At 65.1% G+C, this 22,315-nt stretch carries 18 protein-coding genes; 7 read left to right on the top strand and 11 right to left on the bottom strand.

What is annotated here, in order from left to right:
• The first annotated feature begins 326 nt into the window (after positions 1 to 326).
• Complete coding sequence (locus tag SMD10_RS03700; protein WP_331684301.1) at positions 327 to 1,235, top strand: crotonase/enoyl-CoA hydratase family protein; 909 nt, start codon at positions 327 to 329, stop codon at positions 1,233 to 1,235.
• Between the two features lie 134 nt (positions 1,236 to 1,369).
• Positions 1,370 to 3,718, top strand: coding sequence for a putative bifunctional diguanylate cyclase/phosphodiesterase (locus SMD10_RS03705; protein ID WP_331684302.1), 2,349 nt, complete (start codon positions 1,370 to 1,372; stop codon positions 3,716 to 3,718).
• Positions 3,719 to 3,758: 40 nt separating this feature from the next.
• Here SMD10_RS03705 and SMD10_RS03710 read toward each other — a convergent pair whose 3' ends face one another.
• The gene (locus tag SMD10_RS03710) at positions 3,759 to 4,574 is read right to left on the bottom strand and encodes a tetratricopeptide repeat protein (RefSeq protein WP_331684303.1); all 816 of its coding nucleotides are present in this window, start codon (positions 4,572 to 4,574) and stop codon (positions 3,759 to 3,761) included.
• A gap of 127 nt (positions 4,575 to 4,701) precedes the next feature.
• Here SMD10_RS03710 and SMD10_RS03715 point away from each other — a divergent pair, with 127 nt between their 5' ends.
• The 3 genes from SMD10_RS03715 to SMD10_RS03725 all read left to right on the top strand — a co-directional run bounded on the left by SMD10_RS03715 (position 4,702) and on the right by SMD10_RS03725 (position 7,451).
• Complete coding sequence (locus SMD10_RS03715) at positions 4,702 to 6,099, top strand: leucyl aminopeptidase family protein (protein WP_331684452.1); 1,398 nt, start codon at positions 4,702 to 4,704, stop codon at positions 6,097 to 6,099.
• 141 nt (positions 6,100 to 6,240) lie between these two features.
• Entirely contained in the window at positions 6,241 to 6,591 is a 351-nt protein-coding gene (locus SMD10_RS03720; protein ID WP_331684304.1) for a MarR family transcriptional regulator, read from the top strand.
• Positions 6,588 to 7,451 (top strand): C40 family peptidase, encoded by an 864-nt coding sequence (locus SMD10_RS03725; protein ID WP_331684305.1) that lies wholly within the window; start codon positions 6,588 to 6,590, stop codon positions 7,449 to 7,451. Before SMD10_RS03720 ends, SMD10_RS03725 begins: the two co-directional genes overlap by 4 nt.
• Here SMD10_RS03725 and gcvA read toward each other — a convergent pair.
• The 10 genes from gcvA to SMD10_RS03775 form a co-directional block, all read right to left on the bottom strand.
• On the bottom strand, positions 7,432 to 8,364 hold the full coding sequence (gene gcvA, locus SMD10_RS03730) for a transcriptional regulator GcvA (protein ID WP_331684306.1): 933 nt from the start codon (positions 8,362 to 8,364) through the stop codon (positions 7,432 to 7,434). The genes SMD10_RS03725 and gcvA overlap by 20 nt on opposite strands.
• Before the next feature lie 388 nt (positions 8,365 to 8,752).
• The gene (locus tag SMD10_RS03735) at positions 8,753 to 9,697 is read right to left on the bottom strand and encodes a 2-hydroxyacid dehydrogenase (protein WP_331684307.1); all 945 of its coding nucleotides are present in this window, start codon (positions 9,695 to 9,697) and stop codon (positions 8,753 to 8,755) included.
• Entirely contained in the window at positions 9,694 to 10,350 is a 657-nt protein-coding gene (locus SMD10_RS03740) for an NUDIX domain-containing protein (RefSeq protein WP_331684308.1), read from the bottom strand. Before SMD10_RS03740 ends, SMD10_RS03735 begins: the two co-directional genes overlap by 4 nt.
• Positions 10,347 to 11,999, bottom strand: a complete 1,653-nt coding sequence (locus tag SMD10_RS03745; protein ID WP_331684309.1) for an ABC transporter ATP-binding protein — start codon at positions 11,997 to 11,999, stop codon at positions 10,347 to 10,349. Before SMD10_RS03745 ends, SMD10_RS03740 begins: the two co-directional genes overlap by 4 nt.
• Before the next feature lie 11 nt (positions 12,000 to 12,010).
• Positions 12,011 to 13,060 carry a cation diffusion facilitator family transporter gene (locus tag SMD10_RS03750; protein WP_331684310.1) on the bottom strand — a complete coding sequence of 350 codons (1,050 nt, stop codon included), beginning with the start codon at positions 13,058 to 13,060 and terminating at the stop codon, positions 12,011 to 12,013.
• Between the two features lie 4 nt (positions 13,061 to 13,064).
• The gene (locus SMD10_RS03755; protein WP_331684453.1) at positions 13,065 to 14,174 is read right to left on the bottom strand and encodes an ABC transporter permease; all 1,110 of its coding nucleotides are present in this window, start codon (positions 14,172 to 14,174) and stop codon (positions 13,065 to 13,067) included.
• A 159-nt stretch (positions 14,175 to 14,333) separates the two neighbouring features.
• On the bottom strand, positions 14,334 to 15,479 hold the full coding sequence (locus SMD10_RS03760; protein ID WP_331684311.1) for a microcin C ABC transporter permease YejB: 1,146 nt from the start codon (positions 15,477 to 15,479) through the stop codon (positions 14,334 to 14,336).
• A gap of 9 nt (positions 15,480 to 15,488) precedes the next feature.
• Positions 15,489 to 17,351: an extracellular solute-binding protein gene (locus SMD10_RS03765; protein WP_331684312.1), complete on the bottom strand. Its 1,863-nt coding sequence runs from the start codon at positions 17,349 to 17,351 to the stop codon at positions 15,489 to 15,491.
• The gene (locus SMD10_RS03770; RefSeq protein ID WP_331684313.1) at positions 17,348 to 19,261 is read right to left on the bottom strand and encodes an extracellular solute-binding protein; all 1,914 of its coding nucleotides are present in this window, start codon (positions 19,259 to 19,261) and stop codon (positions 17,348 to 17,350) included. Before SMD10_RS03770 ends, SMD10_RS03765 begins: the two co-directional genes overlap by 4 nt.
• A 280-nt stretch (positions 19,262 to 19,541) precedes the next feature.
• Positions 19,542 to 20,387, bottom strand: a complete 846-nt coding sequence (locus SMD10_RS03775; protein ID WP_331684314.1) for a c-type cytochrome — start codon at positions 20,385 to 20,387, stop codon at positions 19,542 to 19,544.
• Positions 20,388 to 20,562: 175 nt separating this feature from the next.
• Here SMD10_RS03775 and SMD10_RS03780 point away from each other — a divergent pair, with 175 nt between their 5' ends.
• Together SMD10_RS03780 and SMD10_RS03785 are read left to right on the top strand one after the other, a co-directional pair.
• Complete coding sequence (locus SMD10_RS03780) at positions 20,563 to 21,300, top strand: 3-deoxy-manno-octulosonate cytidylyltransferase (RefSeq protein ID WP_331684315.1); 738 nt, start codon at positions 20,563 to 20,565, stop codon at positions 21,298 to 21,300.
• The gene (locus SMD10_RS03785) at positions 21,300 to 22,286 is read left to right on the top strand and encodes a prephenate dehydratase (protein ID WP_432757174.1); all 987 of its coding nucleotides are present in this window, start codon (positions 21,300 to 21,302) and stop codon (positions 22,284 to 22,286) included. Before SMD10_RS03780 ends, SMD10_RS03785 begins: the two co-directional genes overlap by 1 nt.
• Positions 22,287 to 22,315: the final 29 nt, after the last annotated feature.

A 22,315-nucleotide genomic window follows, 5' to 3' on the forward strand; every position in this document is an offset into this window, starting at 1 on the left:
GCTTATTTGATTCGCAAGCCTCCTGCTCTTTCCGAGCGCTAAGCGCCTTGATCGCGCTCGTGAGGCTGGCTGAGGGATCAGGGATGGAAATCGGCAGATGGCGGTCGCGGGCGATTGCGACCTGTGGCCTTCTGCTGAGACGGCCTGCGGGCCATTCGAGCGGTAAGGCTGGCCAAGCGCCGTGCGCTTGTGACGCAGCGCGTTTGCGGCGGGTCAAATGGCGTCGCAAAACGTTCACGTTACCATTAACCTAAAATTTAAATCGACGTTTACTGATTGTTAAATGCGGCATACGGTTTTGCAGTGCAATAAAGGAGTCTCTGCACATGCTGAACGCGCAGTGGAATGTTGCCGAGGCAGTGGAGCCGGGCCGAGCCGACAGCATCAACCTGGTCGACCGCATTCATGACATGACCGGGGCGCTGCCCCAGATCCAGTTGATGTACGAAGAGAATTTCGCGCTGCTGTGGATCGTCATGCGGCCCGAGCCGAAACCGGTCTTCACGCTGCCGCTGGTCGATAGCGTTCGCAAGGTGCAACGGGCGTTGGCGCAGCTCCTGGATGGCGACGATTGCCCGCCCCTCTCCTTTCTGGCCTTCCGGACGGCCGGTCCGGTGTTCTCGCTGGGCGGCGATCTTGACTTCTATCTGGAATGCCTCGCCAACAACGACCGCGCCGGACTGGAAGAATATGCCCAGGTGGCGTCCGACGTGATCGTGGGCAACTACACGGGGCTGGGCGGCCGCGTTACCACCATCGCCGCCGTGCATGCGCGGGCGTTGGGCGGCGGCATCGATCCTGCTCGGGCCTGTCACATCATGATCGCCGAGGAGTCGGCTTCGTTCTGTTACCCGGAAGTCAACTACAATCATTTTCCGATCGCCGCCGTGCCGGTGCTCGCCCGGCGCGCCGGCAGGCTGGAAGCCGAACGCATTCTCTTGTCCGGCGCGACCTTCTCGGCCGAGGAGTTTCGTCAGCGCGGGGTGGTGGACGAGGTGGTGCCCGACGGCGGCAGCGCGGCCTGGGTGCGCAAATACGCCAAGGACACGGCGGCGAGTCGGCGTGCCCGAATTTCCATCTCGCTGGCGTTCAACGCCATGAGCGCGGATCTGGAAAGCCAGCTGGCGGCGTCTTCCGCCTTGTGGGTCGAACACATGCTGTCGCTGGAAATACCAGAAGTTTCGAAGTTGAAGCGCATCGTTACTGCCCAGGAAAGGATGTTGGCGCGTCTTTGACCTTCAGGCCGGCTCGGGAAGCTTTTTGGCCGGGAGATTGCTAGCCAGCGAAGCGAGTTGTTAACTCCGACTGCCTATCTTGGCGCCTTTGCGAACCCGCTTGTGGTGGCTGGATGGCGTCAAACGGCCGGAATATGAACCGTGAAGCGGAGACTATCGGGGTCGACCATGCGATAGAGCGCTCTTTCGGAGCTACCGAGGAGCGTCACCGGGTGCTCGTCGGCTCGCTGTTCGCTTCGCCGCTCTCGATCGTCATCTCGAATACGATCGGCATCCTCGTCGTCTATTTTACCTGGACGATCACGGGGCGGCGGCACTTCGCGGTTCTGGCCGCCCTCGGCCTGACCGTTCTCCTCGGGCGGATGGTCACCCTGTTGCGGTATCACAGGGCCGATCATTCGGCCGACACGGTGGCGCGCAACCGACGCTGGAACCTGGAGTTTCAAGCCGGAGCGACCCTCTTCGCCCTCGTGCAGGGGCTCTGCTGCTTCGCTTCGCTTGCCTATGCCGACGACTTCGCCGCCCAGCTCGTGAACGTCATCGCGGTGACGGCTTTCTCGTCCGGCTACGTGGCACGAAATGCCGGGACTCCGGGTTTCGTGTTCCTTCAGCTGCTCGTCATGTGCGTCCCGATGATGCTGGGGTTGCTGTGGTCCGATCACGTCTACTACGACGGGATCGCACTGTTCATCGTCCTCTATATGATGACCAACCTGGTCATCACCCAATCGCTGAACAAGAACATCCGGGCGCTTGCCGAGGCCACCCTCAAGGCGCGCAGCAATGCCGCAGCCGCGAAGAAGAACGCGGATCAGGCCGCGATTGCGCTCCATGCCATGACGCATGGCCTGGCGCTCTACGACCGGGCGCTCCAGCTGGAATTGGAGAACGACCGCCATCTGGAGATGTTCGGCATCGGAACCGGGACCTCGGGTCCGGGGCTCGACGATCTCTTGTCGGCCGCGTCCGCCAACGGAAACCTGTCGGCTCCCGATGCGCAGAAGATCGGCCTGCTCGTCGCCAAGACGATGCGCACCCGATGTGCGACGAGCTTCGAAACCGCCAATCCGGACGGCCGCACCTTCGCCTTGCACATAGAGCCGACCGAGGATGGCGGCGTGCTGCTCCTCACCGAGGACGCGACGGCCGACAAGCAGGTCCTGGACCAGATCGAAACGCTCGCCCGCAAGGACGGACTGACCGGGCTGGCGAACCGGTATGAACTCGACCGGCGCCTCGAAGGCATGGCAGGAGATCTTGCCGACGGGACGTCGGTGGCCGTCCTCTACATGGATGTCGACAACTTCAAGGACATCAACGATTCGCTGGGCCACAGCATCGGCGACATCGTTCTGATCGCCGTGGCGTCGCGAATTCGCAGCGTGATCCGGGCTTCCGACCTGGTCGCACGGTTTGGCGGCGACGAATTCGTCGTCGTCATGGAAGGCGTCGCTCCGGACGACGCCCTCGAAAGCGCATCCCGGATCCTGGCGGCGCTCGACGAGCCGATCGACGCGGCGGGCCACGAACTCACCGTTTGCGCGAGCTTCGGCATCGCAACCGGTCCCCAGCACGGACTGGATGGGACACAGCTGCTGTCGGCGGCCGACCTCGCCCTCTACGAAGCCAAGAGCGCCGGGCGGGGCAAGGTTGCCGTCTACAACAGCACGATGGCCGCGGGCTTCCGCCGGCGGATGGAACTGAGCACGGAAATGCGTGCCGCACTCGCCAGCGATCAGTTCAAGCTGCACTACCAGCCGATCATCGAAATCGAGAGCGGTCACATCGTGTCCGTCGAGGCGCTGATCCGGTGGAACCATCCCGACAAGGGCTCCGTTCCGCCCGCCGAGTTCATCCCTTTGGCCGAGCGCAGCGGCTTCATCTCGGAGATCGGCGATTGGGTGATCAGGCGGGCCTGCCGCGACCTCGTCCTGCTGCCGGCCGACATCTCGGTCGCGGTCAACGTGTCGTCGGTCCAGTTCCACGATCCGGATCGACTGGTCCGAGTGGTCGAGGAAGCGTTGCGCGACGCCGGCGCGGACGGCAACCGGCTGGAGATGGAGCTCACCGAGACGGTGCTGGTGGAGGACCGCGACAAGACGCGCCGGACCATGCAGCGCCTGCGCAATCTCGGTCTGCGCTTCGGGCTGGACGATTTCGGCACCGGCTATTCCTCGATCGGCTACCTGGCGTCCTACCCGTTCGACAAGGTGAAGATCGACCGCTCCTTTGCCGAAAACATCGATTCCGACATGGCGTGCCGGTCGGTGATGGAGATGGTGCAGCACCTGGCCAACCGGCTGGGCTTCGTGGTCGTGGCGGAAGGGATCGAGAGCCCCTATCAGCTCACGGCCATCAACGAGATCGGCATTGTGCAGGGGCAGGGCTTCCTGTTCGGCCGCGCTCTGCCGGTCGAAGAATTGCGGGCACGGATCGCGCCGGGGCCGCACCTCGCGGCCGTGAGCGATGTCGTCAATGGATGATGCGAAGGACGGCGCGGCACAGCGTGCGCCGTAGGCGACCTCAGCCCTGCTTATCCTCGTCCTTCAGCATCGACCAGGTGTTTTGCTGGGAGAGCATCTGCTTGAGATAGGCGACGTTGGCGGCTGCGTCGTCCGGGGCCAGTTCGGCGGCCGCGATCTGCTGCGCTTCCTCGAACCGCCCTTGCAGCCCGACGACCAGCGCCAGATTCTGGCGCACGCGGCTGTCGGCGCCCGGCTGACGCACCGCCTGGCGCAGATAGGTTTCGGCCGTCTTCAGATCGTTGGTAAGAAGATACGACATGCCGATGTTGGACAGGATCGACGGTTCGTTCGGCTGGATGTCGAGAGCCTTGCGATAGAGCGTGCGCGCATGGTCCGGCTGGCCGAGTTGATCGAGGATCGCGCCTTCGGCCGAGAACAGCCGCCAGTCGGGCGCATCCGGCGTCTGGGCGCGCCGCACGGTTTCCAGCGCCTTTTCCAGCTCGCCGGCCGCCGCCAGCGCCTTGCCGTAGGCCGACAGCACGTCGCGATCCTGGGGGTGGGCGATCGCCACCTGCTGCATGACCGCCAGCGACTGGTCGTTGCGGCCCGTCATCTGCAGCGTCGTCGCATAGATCAGTCCGACGCGCTTGTCCTTCGGGCTCTTCTTGTAGGCGGCGCCATAACTGCGGACCACCTGGTCGAGCTCCGTCGAGGTCATCTCGGCCAGCGGCTTGTTCGTTTGCGGGGCTCCGATCGAACCGGTGGTCTCGTGCGAAACCGAGGCGCATCCGGCGAGCGTCAGGGCGGCGATTGCCGCGCCGCAGAGAATTCCCTGTCGCAGGGTCCGAGTGAGACGACTATGGTGCGTGTGCAAGGCGAATCTCCAGATCCCGATGCCGCCGGACGCTCCTGGTGCCGGGCGAGGGGAAGGTCGCCCGGAAGAATATTTCGTTAACCCTAACCGAGCGTTAACGCGGCGTTGGCCGCAAAGGACAGACATGATGAATGAACGCCTTCTTCCCGCCGATACCGCGGACGCCTTGCCCGTCTGGGCGGTCGACGCAGCTGGCCTCGACACGCTTCCCGATTCCGCCAGGCGTTGGGCGAAGCTCGCCGGCTTCAAGGCCGGGGCCGGGAAGGTGCTGCTGGTCCCGCACAGTGGTGGAGAGGGTTTGGCCGGCGCGATCCTCGGCCTCGGCGGCAGGACCGGCTCGCAAGCGGACGATCCGCGCCGCCTGACGCTGCTTGCCGGCGCGCTGGCCAAGGACTTGCCGGAAGGCGCATGGGCGCTGGCTGACGGGTCGCCGCTCGATCCCGAACTCGCGGCGCTGGCCTTCCTGCTCGGCGGGTATCGCTTCGAGCGCTACAAGGCGAAGGCGGCGGACGGCGCGGGCCCGCGCCTGGTCGCCGGTTCCAGCGTCGATGCCGCCAAGGTGGACAGTCTCGCCGCGGCGACGGCGCTGGCGCGCGACCTCATCAATACGCCGACCAACGACATGCAGCCGGACGCGCTGGAGGAGGCAGCGCGCGGGCTGGCGGCGGAGTTCGGAGCCGACGCGGTCTCGATCGTCGGCGACGACCTGATCGCCCAGAACTTTCCGATGATCCACGCGGTCGGTCGCGCCGGCGCCGTGGCGCCGCGGCTGATCGACCTCACCTGGGGGCGCGCCGGGGCCCCGAAGGTCACCCTGGTCGGCAAGGGCGTCTGCTTCGATACCGGCGGGCTCGATATCAAGCCGCCTTCGTCGATGCTCTTGATGAAGAAGGACATGGGCGGGGCGGCCAACGTGCTCGGTCTCGCCCGCATCCTGATGGCGGCCAAGCTCGACATTCGGCTGCGGGTGCTGATTCCGGCCGTCGAGAATTCGATCGCCGGGGCGGCGTTCCGGCCGAGCGACATCCTGACGAGCCGCAAGGGCAAGACGGTGGAGATCGGCAACACCGACGCTGAAGGCCGGCTGGTGCTCGCCGATGCACTGGCGCTGGCCGACGAGGAGGCGCCCGAGGTTCTGGTGGACATGGCGACGCTGACCGGTGCCGCGCGCGTGGCCGTCGGTCCGGATCTCGCGCCGTTCTATACGAACGACGACGATTTCGCCGAGGCTCTGGCCAAGGCATCGCAGGCGGTCGTCGATCCGCTGTGGCGAATGCCGCTGTGGCAGCCTTATGTGGGCAATCTCGCCTCCAAGGTCGCCGACATCAACAACGTGACGGGCGACGGCTTCGCCGGCTCGATCACCGCCGCGCTCTTTCTGCAAGGCTTCGTCGAGAAGGCCAAGGTCTGGTCGCATTTCGACATTTACGGCTGGCGCCCGAAGCCGTCGCCGATCGGCCCGGTGGGCGGCGAGGCCCAGGGCATTCGGGCCTTGGCCGAGGCGCTGAGCCGGCGTTACGGATAAGGCACGCTAGCGCCGGCCCGGACGATGGCGGTTCGGGCCGGCGGCGTCGGCATACCAGGCTCGCCGCCGCGCGAAGGCCGCTTGCGCCAAGGCCCGATCCCGCTCTATGGTGCTTGGAACGGAACCGAAACGAAACGAGCCATGGGGATCGAGCTTCGCCCGGCGCAGGCCTTGCGGCTTCTACACCAGAGTTCGTTGCGGCAGGCGAGAGCCGCCAGCCCCGATTTGACATTGCGGCAGACCGCGATTCTACTCACTATCTATCTGGAACTGCCGCCGCATACGGTGCGCGGGCTTGCGGCCAAGCTGAGCGTGACCAAGCCGGTCATCACCCGAGCGCTCGACACGATGAGCCGGATGGAGCTCGTCGAGCGGCGGCGCGATCCCGACGACCGTCGCAACGTGTTGGTGCGCCGGACGGTCAAGGGGAGTCTCTACGTGTCTCAGCTTGCGGACCGGTTCGTCGAACTGGCAGGGGAATTGGCACCATGAGCGAGGATTTGGACAAGCGCGTCAACGCCTTTCGTGCCGATCTCGCCGACAGCCGCCTGGAGGGGCGGGTCGAGGCGACGCGTTTCGTCGAGGGTCGGCCGGCGCGCGTCACGGCGGCGACCGCGCCGCTGCGCCGGGCACCGCGGTCCGATGCGCCGGTCGACACCGAGGCGCTCCGCGGCGAGGACGTGCTCGTCTTCGAGTCGACGGACGAGGGTTGGGTCTGGGCGCAGCTCCTCGCCGACGGCTATGTTGGCTGGCTGGCGGAGGGCGCGCTGGGCGAACCCGAGGCGGCCCCCACACACCGGGTTTGTGCGCCGCGCACGCTGGTGTTTCCCGGTCCCGACATCAAACGGCCGCCGCTCGACGCGCTGCCGATGGGCGCCCTGGTAACGGTGACGGGGCAGGCCGAGGATCACAATGCGCGCTACGGCCTGATCCGGCCGTTCGGGGCCGTCGTCGGCCAGCATCTGCGTACGCCCGGCGAGGTGGAGGCCGATTTCGTCGCGGTGGCCGAACGCTTTCTCGGGGTGCCCTATCTCTGGGGTGGCAAGACGGTGCTCGGTATCGACTGCTCGGGACTGGTCCAGGTCGCCTGCCAGATGGCCGGCATTTGGGCGCCGCGCGATACCGACATGCAGGAGAGGGAGCTCGGCACCCGGCTGGCCGGCATCGAGGCGCTGCAGCGCGGCGATCTCGTGTTCTGGAAAGGCCATGTGGGGATCATGATCGATGGCGAGCGCGTCGTCCACGCCAACGCGCATCATATGATGACGGCCATCGAGCCGCTCGCCGAGATGGTCGCGCGCCTCGAAGCCAAAGGCGTGTTCGTCACCAGCGTCAGGCGGCTCCGGGCGTAGGCGCGAGCAGCCCCGCGCCGCTCCGGCTCTGCTCCATCTCGGCCAGAATCCAGTCGCGGAAAGCGCGGATTTTCGGGACGTTGCGCCGATTCTCCGCGTAGCAGAGCCAATAGGAGCGACCTTCGTCGGCGACGAGATCGAAGGGCTGTTGCAGGAGGCCATCCGCGACCTCCTGTTGATAGAAGACCGACGACAGGATCGCGACGCCGAGCCCGCCGATGGCGGCGCGGGATTCGAGATACTGCGTTCCCAGGAAGGAGTTCGGATGCTTCTCCGGGTCGTAGTTCGTCACGCCGGCCCGCTCGAACCAGACGGCCCACCATGGATCCCGCGGCGCGATCAGCGGGAACCTGAGGAGATCGGCCGGTTCTCGAAGCGGGCCGAAGCGCTCCAGGAGCCGCGGGCTGAGCATGGGCGCGAAATCGACCGGCAGCAGGCGATGCCCGACCAGGCCCGGCCAGCCGCCACTGCCGGAGCGCAGGGCGACATCCACGTCATGACGCGCAAAGTCCAGCATTTCGTTGGTGGTGTCGAAGCGCACCGCGATGTCCGGGTGCTTCATCTGGAACGACCCGATGCGGGGCGCAAGCCAGTTTGCCGCAAAGGTCGCCAGAACGGTGATGGAGAGAACCGTGGCGATGCTGCCACGCACCGCGGCATAGGACGAGGCAATCAGATCGAGCGCATCGGTCGTCGCCGGCGCCAGCATTTGGCCGCTCGGCGTGAGGCTCACCGAGCGCGGCTTCCGCAGAAACAGCGGCGCGCCGACCCGTTCCTCGAGCAGTTTGATCTGATAGCTCACCGCAGCCTGCGTCATGCCCAGTTCGGCCGCGGCCTTGGTGAAGCTGAGATGCCGGGCGGCTGCTTCGAAGACGCGGACGGCGGCCAGAGGCGGAAGGTCTCGGTGTTCCAAGCGTCAACGCCTAATGCATAAGCTCACCTTATGCATAGTGCTCGCATTTCAGTTGGAATTGCAAGGCCTGCCGACCGACATTCGACGGCAGGAACAGGGAGCCGCCCGACGCGGCATCGAACATGATCTTGAGCACCGGACTTCAGTCCGGCCGCCTCGCGGCCGGGCTCGCTACCCTCTTTGTTCTCAGCTGCATCGCCGGCCTACGCCGCTCCGGGCCTCGCTATCGGATCATCGACCCGGCGGTCCTGCCGGAGGCCAGATTGCGCGATCTGGGCCTCGCGGACGGTCGTGGGCCGTCCCTGCATCGGACTGAGCGCTTCGAGCCTTGGACCGAGCGTTTCGAGCCTTATCGATAAGCGCTCTTTGCCCTCGGTACGGACTCCCGTCAGTAGCCGGTCTGTCGATCCACGGTGTGTCGTAGGGGTTCGCCGCGCTCGAAGGCGTCGATCTGACCGATGATGAGGGGCGCCAGAGCCTCCGGCTCGGAGACGGCGGCGACGTGCGGCGTGATGAAGACGCGCGGATGCTTCCACAGCGGGCTCGCCGGCGGCAGCGGCTCACGCTCGAAGACGTCGAGCGAGACTTCCGACAAGATCTTTTCGTCGAGGGCGCGAAGGATGTCGGCCTCGACCTGAAGCCGTCCGCGCCCCGCATTGATAAGGACCGGGCCGCCCATCGGCGTCTGCTTCTTCATCCGGGCAAACAGGCCGTAATTGAGGATGCCGCGCGTTTCATCGGTAAGCGGCAGGAGACAGACGACGATGTCGCTCACCGCCAGAAAACCGTCCAGCTCCGCCTCGCCGGCGAATGTCTGGATGCCCGACGCGGTCTTCGGCGAGCGGCCCCAACCGGCGACCGAGAAGCCCAGACCCTGAAGCTTCCTGGCCGCATCTCGGCCCATCTCGCCGAAGCCCATGATGCCGACCGTTACCTCGCTGGCTTTGGGCTGGCGGCGCCGGGCCCGCCAATGCACGGCGTCCTGCTGGGCGCGATAGGGGAGGCCCCGGCGCATGTGATCGAGCACCCGCCAGACCACATACTCGCTCATGCGGGTGGTCAGGTCCTCGGCGACGATGCGCACGATCGGCACGTCCGGCAACGTCTTGTCCTTCAGGACGTGGTCGACGCCGGCGCCGATCGAGAAGATCGCCTTGAGGTTGGGCAGGCCGGTGAGCAGACCGGGCGGCTGGTTCCACACCACGGCGTATTCGATCAAGGGATCGTGCACGTTTTCGGGGTGAAGCAGAATCGAGCGCTGCGGCGCGTGGTCGGACAGCGCCTTAAGCCAGCGCGTCGGCTCGAAGCCGGTGATGGACAGAAGAATCGTCAAGGCTCGTTTCCCTCGGGCATGCTGATCAGCGTCGCCGCCATGGCCCGTCCCTTGCGAGCGAACCAGTTGAGACCTCCGACCAGATAGCCGTTCACGATGCGTCCGTCATCCGCGGCCCGGATCAGATCGTCTACCCTGGCGGCGATCGGCCGGATGTCCTCGTGTTCATGATGGTTGCCGGCGGATTCGGCAAGGGTCGAGGCATCGACAATGGCGAGAAAGACCATAGCCAACTCGTCTGTCAGCGCTGGCGCGGCCATGATCTCGTAACCTGGGGCTAGCGTTTTTGCCCTCAGGCCCGTCTCCTCTTCCAACTCGCGACGCGCGGCCTCTTGCGGAAACTCTCCTTCGTCCACCATGCCGCCAGGCAGTTCCAGCATGGCCGCGTGTCCGAGGCGCATGGCTGCGCCCAGGCGAAACTGGCGAATGACGACGATCGCATCGAGCACCGGGTCGTAGGGAATCACCAGGGTGACAAGGCTGGTTAACAGCACCTGCCGATGCATCGGGCCGAGCATTTCGCCGTTGGCGAGAGCCCGATGCGATAGGATTACCTCCTCGACAGGCCGAAAGCCGTCATAGACGCGCTTCCGCCCTTCTTCCTCCCAGTCCAGCGACTGGTCGGAGAGATCATCGCGATTGAAGTCGGTCATTGCGAGACGACGTCTCCCGATGTCGCCGCGATATCGAACGCGGCCGCCATCAGCGCGCGGGTGTAGTCGCTCTTCGGACGCTCGAAGATTTCCTCCGATGGGCCGCGCTCGACCACCTTGCCGTTGCGCATGACGATGACCTCGTTGGCAAGCGCTCGGACCACCTTCAGATCGTGGCTGATGAAGAGATAGGCGAGTTCATGGCGCTTCTGCAGATCGCGCAGGAGATCGACCACCTGCGCCTGGACGCTCATGTCGAGTGCCGAGGTCGGCTCGTCCAGCATGACGAAACGCGGATTGAGCACCATCGCGCGCGCGATCGCGATGCGCTGGCGCTGGCCGCCGGAAAATTCGTGCGGATAGCGGAAGCGCGTCGCGGGATCGAGCCCGACCTCCTGGAGCGCGGCGACCACGCGAGCGTCGCGGTCGGACGCCGTGAGGCCCGGCTGGTGGACGAGCAGTCCCTCGGCGATGATCTCCGCCACCGACATGCGCGGGCTGAGCGAGCCGTAAGGATCCTGGAAGACGATCTGCATCCGCTCGCGCAAGGGGCGCATCGCCTTGAAGGAGCGATTGTCGATGCGGTCGCCCTCGAAGACGATCTCGCCATTGGAGGAAATCATGCGGGTGAGCGCCAGGCCGAGCGTCGTCTTGCCGGACCCGGACTCGCCGACCACACCCACGGTCTGGCCGGCGCGTACGGTGATATCGATGCCGTCCACCGCCTTCACATAGTCGGTGGTGCGGCGCATCAGCCCGGTCTTGATGGGAAACCACACCTTCAGATCCTTGGCCTCCATCACCGCCGGGGCGTTGGCGTTGGCGGCCGGCGGCGCGCCCTTGGGCTCGGCGGCGAGAAGATGCCTGGTGTAGGCATGCTGGGGGTCGGCAAAGATGCGCGCCGTTGGGCCTTCCTCGACGATCTTGCCGCGATGCATGACGCAGACCCGGTCGGCGATCTTGCGCACGATGCCGAGATCGTGGGTGATGAACAGCATCGCCATGTGGCGCTCGGCCTGAAGCTTTTTCAGGAGTTCCAGGATCTGGGCCTGCACCGTGACGTCGAGTGCCGTGGTGGGTTCGTCGGCGATCAGAAGGTCCGGTTCGTTGGCGAGCGCCATCGCGATCATCACGCGCTGTCGCTGGCCGCCGGAGAGCTGGTGCGGAAAGGCACCCAGGCGTTTTTCCGGCTCGCGGATGCCGACCTGGTTCAGAAGTTCCAGGGTGCGCGCGCGCGCCGCCTTGTCGGAGAGCCCGCGGTGGACCTTCAGCACCTCGCCGACCTGCCGCTCGATCGTGTGCAGCGGATTGAGCGAGGACATCGGTTCCTGGAAAATCATCGAGATGCGGTCGCCGCGCACCGAACGCAGATCGCGCTCGGTGCCGGTGAGCAAATCCTTGCCGGAAAACTGGATCGAACCGCCCGGATGGCTGGCCGCCGGGTAGGGCAGGAGCTTCAGGATCGACAAGGCCGAGACCGACTTGCCGGAACCGGATTCGCCGACGAGAGCCAGGATCTCGCCCTTGCGGATCTCGAACGAGATGGCGTCGACGGCGAGCGTCACCCGCTCGCCCTGGCGGAAGGCGACCGACAGGTCGTTCACCGAAAGCAGGGTCTCCCGAGGAGCGATGGCGGCGGTCTGGGACATTCGGGCTCCGATCAGGCGTGCTCGGCGGCGATGCCATGAGAGGGGTGATGATCGTTCGCCGGCTGCTGGCCGGCCGCGGTATCGTGCTCGTGGCAGGCCATCGCCATACCGGTGTCGGCGCAAACATGGCGCTCGATTTCCACCGTGGCGTGATTGATCGAGAAGGTCCTTTGCAGCTCGGCCTTGATTGCCTGGGTCACGGCGGGCGGATCGGCGCTCTCGATGACGCAGGCATGCAGCGTCACCATCTTGCGCTCCGGCGTAATGGTCCAGGCGTGGAGATGGTGGATTTCGCGCACCTCCGGGATCGCCTTGGCCAGGTGAGGCCCGATGTCCGACACGTCGAGGTCGGTCGGCGCGCCTTCCAGCAGTACATGGCCGGCGTCTCGCACCAGCCGCCAGGCGGAGACGAGCAGGATCAGGGCGACCACGACCGACAGGATCGGATCGATCGGCGTCCAGCCGGTCGCCATGATGACGAGCGCCGCGGCGAGCGCCGCGACGGAGCCAAGCAGATCGCCGATCACGTGCAGCACCGCGCCGCGGATGTTGAGGTTGTCGCGATCGGCGCCATGCAGGACGAAGAAGACGGCGACGTTGACGAGAAGGCCGCCGACGGCGATCGCCAGCATCGTGCCGCCGAGGATTTCGACCGGCGAGCGCAGGCGCTCATAGGCCTCGAAGACGATGACGCCGGCGATGAGAAAGAGCGCCAGACCGTTGACGAAGGCGACCAGGACCTCGAAGCGGTCGTAGCCATAGGTGCGTTTCGCGTCGCTCGGCCGGGCCGATAGGCGGAAGGCGAAATAACCCAGCGCCAGCGACGCGAAGTCGGTCAGCATATGGCCGGCGTCGGCGAGCAGCGCCAGCGAGCCGGAGATCAGCCCGCCGACCACTTCGGCCGCCATGAAGAGGCCGGTCAACAGCGCGGCGATCGCCATCCGGCTCTGATTGGCGCCATGGGCATGGCCACCAAGGGCGTGGGAGTGGCCGTGGTGCGAATGATCGTGACCATGGCTGTGGCCATGATGATCGCGATGATGATGATGGTGATCGCTCATGACGTCACTCAAAGCTCTTGCGCGGATCGAAGGCGTCGCGCACGGCTTCGCCGATGAAGATCAAGAGCGACAGCATGATCGATATGGTGATGAAGCCGGAAAAGCCGAGCCACGGCGCCTGAAGATTGTTCTTGCCCTGGGCCAGAAGCTCGCCCAGCGAGGGCGAGCCGGGCGGCAGGCCAAAGCCGAGGAAGTCGAGCGAGGTCAGCGTGGTGATCGAACCGTTCAGGATGAAGGGCAGGAAGGTCAGCGTCGCCACCATGGCGTTGGGCAGAAGATGGCGGAACATGATCGTCCAGTCGCCGACGCCCAGCGAGCGGGCGGCATTGACGTATTCGAAGTTGCGGGCGCGCAGGAATTCCGCCCGCACCACGCCGACGAAGGCGACCCAGGAGAACAGCAGCATGATGCCGAGCAGAATCCAGAAGCCCGGCGGCAGGATCGCTGCGATGATCAACAGCAAATAGAGCACCGGAATCGACGACCAGATCTCGATGAAGCGCTGGAACAGAAGGTCGACCCAGCCGCCGAAATAGCCCTGGATCGCGCCGGCGCCGACGCCGATGACGGCGGAGGCGACCGTCAGGACCAAGCCGAACAGCACCGAGATGCGGAAGCCGTAGATCAGCCGGGCCAGCACGTCGCGCGCCTGATCGTCGGTGCCGAGCCAGTTCCAGTTGCCGAGCGTACAGTTCGGATCGTCGACCCCCTGAGGATACTGCTGGCAAAGCTCCTCCTTGGTGAAGGTCCAGGAAGGGGCGGAAGGGGCCGGCGTCGGAATCTCGTTGTTGACGGTGCGGTAGGAATAGCGGATCGGCGGCCAGATCATCCAGCCGTTGGACTGGATCTCGTCTTGCACGAACGGATCCCGGTAGTTGGTGACGGGCAGAAAACCGCCGAACACCTCCTCCGGATAGTCGACGAAGACCGGATAATAGAACTCACCCTTGTATTCGACGAGCAGCGGCTTGTCGTTGGCGACGAACTCGGCGCAGAGCGTGACGACGAACAGGATCGCGAAGATCCAGAGCGACCAGTAGCCGCGCCTGTGGGCCTTGAAGTTCTTCCAGCGCCGTTCGTTGAGCGGTGACAAGCGCCGGCGCTGGAAGCGCATTTCCGGCGCCTGCTGGGCGATCCCCTCGGTCTGCTCGCGCGCGGTGTCGGCGGCATCGATTTCGCGAGGGAAGTCGGTGTCTTCGAGCCTATCCATCGAGACCTCCCTTTCGCCGTCTGGCTGCGATCGTTCGAACGCTCGGTCCGTTGCGCGCCATCCTCAAACCTCCCGCTTCTCGAAATCGATGCGGGGATCGATCCAGGTGTAGGTGAGGTCGGAGATCAGCGTGGTGATCAGGCCCATGAGCGAAAAGATGTAGAGCGTGGCGAACACCACCGGATAATCGCGCTTGTAGATGGATTCGAAGCCGAGCAGCCCGAGCCCGTCGAGAGAGAAGATCGTCTCGATCAGCAGCGAGCCCGAGAAGAAGGCGGAGATGAAGGCGCCCGGGAAGCCGGCGATGATGATCAGCATGGCGTTGCGGAAGACGTGGCCGTAGAGCACGCGGTTCTCTGTCAGGCCCTTGGCGCGCGCCGTGGTGACGTACTGTTTGCGGATTTCGTCGAGAAACGAGTTCTTGGTGAGCAGCGTGGTGGTGGCGAAGGCCGATAGCGCCAGGGCGATCAAGGGCAGCGTCAGGTGCCAGAAATAGTCCGGAATCGTGCGAGTAACGCAGTTGGGAATATCGAACTGTCCATCCCAGGGGGTGCACCATGCGCCGCGCACACCGTCGGACAAGAGGCCGCGGAGCGGAAAAATGTCCCAGAACGAGCCGCCGGCGAAAAGCACGATCAACAGCACCGCAAAGAGGAAGCCGGGAATCGCATAGGCGATGATGATGACGCCGCTGGTCCACACGTCGAAGGCGGAGCCATCCTTTAGCGCCTTGCGGATGCCGAGTGGAATCGAGATGGCGTAGGAAAGCAGGGTGATCCAAAGCCCGAGCGAGATGGAAACCGGCATCTTCTCGAGGATCAGGTCGATCACCGAGATGGAGCGGAAATAGCTCTCGCCGAAATCGAAGCGGGCATAGTTCCACAGCATCATGCCGAAGCGCTGCAGCGGTGGCTTGTCGAAGCCGAACTGCTTTTCCAACCGGGCGATGAACTCCGGGTCGAGCCCCTGGGCGCCGCGATAGCCGGAGGAGGATTCGCCGGAGGTTTCCATGCCGCCGCCCGACGAGCCGAAATCGCCGCCGCCGCCGGAGACGCGTTCGGTGGCGCCGCCACCTTGGCCCTGGAGCTGGGCGATTACCTGCTCGACCGGGCCGCCCGGCGCGAACTGGATCACCAGGAATGAGACCGCCATGATGCCGAGCAGGGTCGGAATCATCAAAAGCAGGCGGCGAATGATGTAGGCGCCCATGAATCCTCGTTAGTTTTCGGTGCTCGGCTTTTTGGTGCTCCACCACAGCGCCTCGACTGGCCAGCCGTAGTCGGGCTTGGTCTCCTTGAAGCCGAAATGGTCCCAATAGGCGACGCGATGCTCGGCCGAATGGATGTTGGGAATCCAGTCGAGCCGCGCCCGCAACACGCGGTCCAGCGCGCGCATGGCGGTGACCAGGTCCTCGCGGCTCTGTGCGCTCGCGGCCTTATCGATCAGGGCATCGACGGCCGGGTCGGCCATGCCCGGCAGATTGTTGGAACCCTGATGGTCGCGCGTGTCGCTGCCGAAAAAGGTCCGCAGGCTGTCACGGGTGGGTGTTGCCGACAGGCTCCAGGCGCCTTGAATCAGATCGTAATCGAAATTGTTCCGCCGATCCTGGTACTGGGCGGCATCCACGAGGCGAAACCCCGCGTCGATGCCGAGACGACGCAGCGTCTCGACGAACTTGCCGTAGACCCGTTCGAAGCCCTGATCGTCGATCAGATATTCCAGCGTGAAGGTTTCGCCCGCCGCATTCTTCAGGGCGCCGCCCTGGTTGGTCCAGCCGGCCTCGGCGAAGAGGTCGAGCGCCTGTTTCAGGAGCCGGCGGTCGTTGCCCGAGCCGTCGGAGACCGGTTGTATCCAAGGCTTGCCGAAGACGGCGTCCGGCACCTGCTCGCGCAGCGGCTCCAGCAAGACCAGCTCCGCCTGGTCGGGCGCGTCGATCGCCTTGAACTCGGAGGTTTCGAAGCAGGAATCGGAATGGACGTAGAGGCCATAGAACATGTTGGCGTTCGTCCACTCGAAGTCGAAGCAGAGATTGATCGCCTGCCGCACGCGCTGGTCGGCGAAGCGCTTGCGGCGCTGGTTGAGCGCCCAGCATTGGAAGCCCGGACGCCGCTCGCGCGGAAAGGTGCGGCGCACGACGCGGCCATCGACGATCGCTGGAAAGTCGTATTCGGTCGCCCAGTTCTTCGACGTGAACTCCTCGCGCCAGTGCACCTGACCCTTCTTGAAGGCCTCGAAGGCGACTTGGCGATCCCGGAAGAACTCGATGCGGATCGTCTGGAAATGGTCGAGGCCTCGCGCGAAGGGGAGATCCTCGGCCCAGTAATCGCCGCGCCGTTCGTATTCGATGAAACGGCCGGGCTCGTAGGCGCCGACGCGATAGCGACCACTGCCGGGGATCGGCGTCAGGTCGGTGGTCTCGAAATCGCGGTCGGCAAAAAAGCTCTTCGGCACGATCGGGTCGGTCAGAACGCCCAGCACGGTCTGCTCGCTCTGGCGGCCGGAGAACACCAGCCGCACCGTTTGCTCGTCGTCGGCGATCGCGTCGGTCAACTCGCGCAGGTCCAGCGCCAGGTCGGGATGGCCCTTCTCCTTGAGGCTCAGATAGCTGAAGGCGACGTCCTCGGCCGTCACCGGGCTGTCGTCGGAAAAGCGCGCCTCGGGCCTGAGCTTGAAGGTGTAGGTGTTGCGGTCGGCGGAGATCGTGACGCTTTCGGCCAGCGCGCCATAGATCGAATCCGGCTCGTCGAGCGCGCTCGTCATCAGCGCATCGTAGCACTTTTCCATGCGCGGCGGGGCGTTGCCCTTGAGCACGAAGGTGTTGAAGGTGTCGAAGGTCAGGAGCGACTGGTTGAAGTAGTAGTAGGACGGCGCCATCCGGAAGCTGCCGCCGGTCGGCGCGTCGGGCGCCGCATAGTCGAAAGCGTCGTAGCCCGGCCCGTATTTCAGCTCGCCGAAGGCCGAAAGGCCGTGCAGCGGCGTCTCGACCGGGTTGGCGGCAAGGGAAAGCTTCGGTCGGAGCGCCGCCGCGCCGAGCCCGAACGCGAGCTGGCCGAAGCGGCGGCGGGTGAACAGGATGCTCATGGCGTCCCCGCCGCGGCGTCCTTCTGGGCATCGGTGATCCACCAGGAGTAGGGGTCGAGGCCGGCGGAGTCCGGCTGATCGTCGGGCATGCCGAACTTGTTCCAGTAGGCGAGCCAGAAGGACGTCAGATGCCATTGCGGCACGACGTAGTATTCCCAGAGCATGACGCGATCGAGCGCCCGCGTGGCTGCGACCAGATGCTCGCGGTCTTCAGCGTAGACGATATCGTTGACGAGTTCGTCGATCGCGGGATTCTTGATGCCCGCATAGTTGCGGCTGCCGGACGCATCGGCGGCGGCCGAGCCCCAGAAATCGCGCTGCTCGTTGCCGGGCGAGAGCGACTGCGGGTAGTATTTCATGGCGACAACCTCGAAGTCGAAGTCGGTCATTCGCTCGATATACTGGTTGGTGTCGACGATGCGGATATTGGTCTTGATCCCGAGGCGCTGAAGCTGTCGGGCGAACGGCTCCAGCGTGCGGCTGTCGCTCGGATCATCCCCGAGAAACTCGATGGTGAAGGGTTCACCGGTCTTGGCGTTCACCAGTGAGGTGCCCTTAAGTTCGTAACCGGCTTCCTTGAAAAGCTGAAGCGCCTTGCGCAGGTGATCCCGCGCCGACTGGGTATCGCCATAGACCGGCAGCTTGAACTCCTCGGTAAAGACTTCGTCGGGAATCTGGTCCTTCAACGGTTTCAGATAGCCGAGTTCGGCCTCGCTCGGCAGGCCGGTGGCCGCCAACTCGCTATTGGAGAAATAACTGGAAATGCGTTCGTACAGACCGAAAAACAGCGTCCGGTTCATCTCCTCGAAATTGAAGGCGAGCGTCAGCGCCTTGCGCACCCGGCGATCCTGGAACTTGGGTAGGCGGTTGTTGAGCACGTAAGCCTGCATTGAATCGACGCCGGGATCGTCGAGCGTCTTGCGGATCACCTGCCCGTTCTGAACGGCCGGAAAGTCGTAATCCTCGGCCCAGCGCCGCGAGATGTTCTCCAGCCGCCAGTCGTCGAGGCCACCCTTCTTGAAGGCTTCCCACGACGCATTGGAATCGCGCAGATAGACGAAATGCATTCGATCGAAATTATAGCGGCCGACATGGGCCGGAAGGTCGGCCGACCAGGCATCAGGCACACGCTCCCAGGTGATCGAGGAGCCGGTGCTGAAATCGGCGATCTTGTAGAGGCCTGAGCCGAGCGGCGGCTCCAGGGTCGGCTGGGTGATGTCGCGCGTCTTGCCGTTGGCGTCTGTGCCTTCCCACCAATGCCGGGGCAGGACCACGAGATCGCCCATGATGTGAGGAAGTTCGCGGTTGCCTTTCTGGTCGAAGGTAAAGGTCACCTCGCGCTCGCCCGTCTGCTCGGCCTTGACGACGTTGCGGTAGTAGGCCGCCCACTGGGGATGAAGCTCCTTGAGCGTGTTGAAGCTCCAGATGACGTCGTCGACCGTGATCGGCTCGCCGTCATGCCAGCGGGCCTTCGGATTGAGCCGGAAACTCACCCAGGAGTCGTCGTCCGGAAACTTGAGCGCTTCCGCGATCAGTCCATACGAAACGCCGGGCTCGTCGGTCGATTGCTCGGTCAGGGTTTCATAGAGCAGACCACCGCCGATATTGGCAAAGCCGGCCGCCGCCGTTCCGCGCACGATGAAGGGATTGAAGCTGTCGAAACTGCCGATCGCCACCTGGTTCAGCGTTCCGCCCTTCGGCGCATCCGGATTGACGTAGTCGTAATGCTGGAATCCGTCCGCGTATTTCGATGGTGCGACGAGCGAATCCCAGGTGACCCAGCCGCTGTCTGCGGCGGCCGATGAGCCTTGCTTCGCGCTTTCGTCGGTCGATGCGGCCGCGGGAGTCTCCGAAGGCTGGTCGGCCGGGGCGGGCGACTGCTGCGCTGCGGCCAGGGGAGCGGCGGCCATGAGCCAGCCGAGGCAGAGGAGCAACTTCGGGGCGGATCGCAAGGGCAACCTCAAAAGGGGCCTCCAGGGTGTCGAAACGAGGGAAACGCGCTGATTCGGGCCAACATCCGAACAATCTATGGCCGCTCTGGGACCAGGCCACGGTTCTGACGAAAGTTTAACCTTTTGCGCCGGCAAGTCCAAATCGCTGGCGATGCAGACTGGCGCCAAACACAAACAGGCCGGGCGTCGGAGCCCGGCCTGTCGATCACATCATCCTGATATGCCGCGGATTGCCGGGCTATTGAGCGGTCCCGGACTCGGCGGGAGCGGCTTCCTCCTGGTTTTCCGCCGGGATCACAGGCTGCTCCGCTTGTGCCGGCTGCTCCGTCGCCGTCGCATTGCCGGCGTCGTTCTGGTCCGCGGGGGTGGCCTCTTCGGCGGGCGAAGCCGCTTCGCCCTCGGCGTCGCTCGCGGCCGGCGCGGTGCCGCCGCCCTGCGGCTGGGTGCCTGCCTCTGCAGCCGGCTCCGTTGTCGTGGCCGGGTTGGTCTCTTCCGTTGCGGCCGCGTCCTGGGCGGTCTGCTCCTCGGCCGCCTCAGGCTCGGGCAGCGGCGGCGGATTGTCGTTCAAGGTCCGCAGATAGGCGATCAGGTTGGCCCGGTCCTGGTCCTTCTTGATGCCGGCGAAGCCCATGGCGGTGCCAGGAATGAAGTCCTTCGGACTGGTCAGGAAGTGGTTGAGATGGTCATAGGTCCACTGCTCCTGCCCGCCATTGGAAAAGTCCTTCATGGCGGCCGAGTAGTTGAAGTCCTCAATGCTGGCAACGGGCCTCATCACCACATCCCAGAGATGGGGGCCGACCTTGTTGGCGCCGCCCTTGGTGCCGTCGTGGCAGGCCTGGCACTTCTTGAACTGCGAGGCGCCGGCGTCGGCGTCCGCATCGGCCAGCAGGACGGCGATCGGCGCCGCGGCTTCCTCCGCGGCCGGAGCCGCACCGCCAGATTCTTCAGAGACCTCGACGGCATAGCCGAAGGTTTCCGGCACTTCGGAATGAAAGATCGCCTCTGCTACGAGGCTTCCGCCAAAAAGAACGAACACCGTTCCCAGAACGGCGCCGAGAATCTTGTTGACCTCGAACGAATCCATCGAAAAGGCGGCTCCCTCGCCAAGCCGGTACTTTAGAACCGGCATAATCTCCTAGAAAAGCGGGCGGACCCTAGGTCTTTTGCGATTTGAAGGCAACACCTATAAGGGGCTTCTCATGAACCCTTTAGGCCGACCGCGTCGCTCGCGGCGGCTTTTGCGTCGCCTGTCAGGTCCCATGTCCATCATCGTCGCTATCCCCTCCCGTCTGGCATCCACCCGCCTTCCCGGCAAGCCGCTTGCCGATATCGCCGGCCGGCCGATGATCGTCCATGTCGCCGAGCGCGCACGCGACGCCGGCCTCGGCCGGGTGATCGTCGCCACCGACAATGACGAGATCGCGGCGGCCGTCCGCTCGGCGGGCTTCGAGGCGGCGATGACCGGCAGCCATCACCAGAGCGGATCGGACCGGATCTTCGAGGCGCTGGCCGCCATCGATCCGGCGGGCGAAGCCGAGATCGTCGTGAACCTGCAGGGCGACCTGCCGACGATCGAGCCGGAGGCCGTGCGCGCGGTGCTGCGACCGCTCGAAGATCCGAACTGCGATATCGCCACGCTCTGCGTCGAGATCGACAACGAAGAGGACAAGACGCGGCCGGCGGTGGTCAAGATCGTCGGCACGCCGATCGGGCCGACGCGGCTGCGGGCGCTTTATTTTACCCGGACGACCGCCCCTTACGGCGAGGGGCCACTCTATCATCATGTCGGCATCTATGCCTATCGGCGCGCCGCGCTGGAGCGGTTCGTATCGCTGCCGCCGTCGGTTCTGGAAAGCCGCGAGAAGCTGGAGCAGCTCCGGGCGCTGGAAGCCGGCATGCGGATCGATGCCGAGATCGTCGACACCGTGCCGTTGGGGGTGGATACGCAGGCCGATCTGGATCAGGCGCGGGCCATGATCGCCGGGGAGAGGCTGTGATGGACGTTCTGGACATGATGCCGGACGTCGCCGGTTCGTGGATCGCCTATCAGGGCGAGCCCGGCGCGAATTCCGACATGGCGTGTGAAACGGTGTTCGGCCATCGCCTGAACCGGCTGCCGAGCCCCTCGTTCGACGATGCTTTCGAGGTTCTGAAGTCGGGCCACGCCGTCGTCGACGGCCAGGAGGTCCCGGTTCGGTTGGCGATGATCCCGATCGAGAACACGCTGGCCGGCCGGGTTGCCGACATCCATCTGCTGATGCCCGATTCGGGGCTGCAGATCGTCGGCGAACACTTCATGCCGATCCATTTCCAGCTGATGGCGCTGCCCGGCGTGAAACGGAGCGAGATCCGCTCCGTACACAGCCATATCCACGCGCTCGGCCAGTGCCGCAAATACATCCGCTCGAACGGTTGGAAGCCGGTGGTGGCGGGCGACACGGCGGGCGCCGCCCAGGAGGTGGCGCGCACCGGCGATCGCACCCGCGCTGCCCTGGCCCCGCGTCTGGCGGCCGAGGTCTATGGCCTCGACATCCTGGAAGAGGACGTGGAGGACGGCGCCAACAACGTCACCCGCTTCGTCATCCTGGCCAATCCGGAGCATCGCCCGTTGGCCGACCCGGACGAGCGGCGGCTGAGCCTCTGGGCGCCGCGCGACGCCTCGCTCAACGAGACGGGTCGCACCTACACCAGCCGCAACGTGGTCACAACCTTCGTCTTCCGCGTAAGGAACATTCCGGCGGCGCTCTACAAGGCGCTGGGCGGCTTTGCCACCAACGGCATCAACATGACGAAGCTGGAGAGCTACCAACTCGGCGGCAGCTTCGCCGCGACGCTGTTCTACGCGGACGTCGAGGGCCATCCGCACGATCCGGCGCTCGATCGGGCGCTGCAGGAGCTTCGGTTCTTCTCCGCCGAGTACCGCAATCTCGGCGTCTATCCGGCGGCCGACAACCGTCAGGCGCTGCTGTCGCCGGCGGAGTAGCAGCGAGCCGGCCGCCGCCAACGCCGGCC

The sequence above is a fragment of the Consotaella aegiceratis genome (assembly GCF_036541425.1).
In the GTDB taxonomy this organism is placed as follows: Bacteria; Pseudomonadota; Alphaproteobacteria; order Rhizobiales; family Rhizobiaceae; genus Consotaella; species Consotaella aegiceratis.

Bases quoted from the DNA above. Each gene is read 5' to 3' on its own strand.
- SMD10_RS03785 (WP_432757174.1), top strand. From the start codon at position 21,300: ATGGACGTTCTGGACATGATGCCGGACGTCGCCGGTTCGTGGATCGCC.
- SMD10_RS03725 (WP_331684305.1), top strand. From the start codon at position 6,588: ATGAGCGAGGATTTGGACAAGCGCGTCAACGCCTTTCGTGCCGATCTC.
- SMD10_RS03765 (WP_331684312.1), bottom strand. From the start codon at position 17,351: ATGAGCATCCTGTTCACCCGCCGCCGCTTCGGCCAGCTCGCGTTCGGG.
- SMD10_RS03770 (WP_331684313.1), bottom strand. From the start codon at position 19,261: ATGGCCGCCGCTCCCCTGGCCGCAGCGCAGCAGTCGCCCGCCCCGGCC.
- SMD10_RS03780 (WP_331684315.1), top strand. From the start codon at position 20,563: ATGTCCATCATCGTCGCTATCCCCTCCCGTCTGGCATCCACCCGCCTT.
- SMD10_RS03705 (WP_331684302.1), top strand. From the start codon at position 1,370: ATGAACCGTGAAGCGGAGACTATCGGGGTCGACCATGCGATAGAGCGC.
- SMD10_RS03715 (WP_331684452.1), top strand. From the start codon at position 4,702: ATGAATGAACGCCTTCTTCCCGCCGATACCGCGGACGCCTTGCCCGTC.
- SMD10_RS03760 (WP_331684311.1), bottom strand. From the start codon at position 15,479: ATGGGCGCCTACATCATTCGCCGCCTGCTTTTGATGATTCCGACCCTG.
- SMD10_RS03740 (WP_331684308.1), bottom strand. From the start codon at position 10,350: ATGACCGACTTCAATCGCGATGATCTCTCCGACCAGTCGCTGGACTGG.
- SMD10_RS03775 (WP_331684314.1), bottom strand. From the start codon at position 20,387: ATGGATTCGTTCGAGGTCAACAAGATTCTCGGCGCCGTTCTGGGAACG.
- SMD10_RS03750 (WP_331684310.1), bottom strand. From the start codon at position 13,060: ATGAGCGATCACCATCATCATCATCGCGATCATCATGGCCACAGCCAT.
- SMD10_RS03755 (WP_331684453.1), bottom strand. From the start codon at position 14,174: ATGCGCTTCCAGCGCCGGCGCTTGTCACCGCTCAACGAACGGCGCTGG.
- SMD10_RS03745 (WP_331684309.1), bottom strand. From the start codon at position 11,999: ATGTCCCAGACCGCCGCCATCGCTCCTCGGGAGACCCTGCTTTCGGTG.
- SMD10_RS03700 (WP_331684301.1), top strand. From the start codon at position 327: ATGCTGAACGCGCAGTGGAATGTTGCCGAGGCAGTGGAGCCGGGCCGA.
- SMD10_RS03720 (WP_331684304.1), top strand. From the start codon at position 6,241: ATGGGGATCGAGCTTCGCCCGGCGCAGGCCTTGCGGCTTCTACACCAG.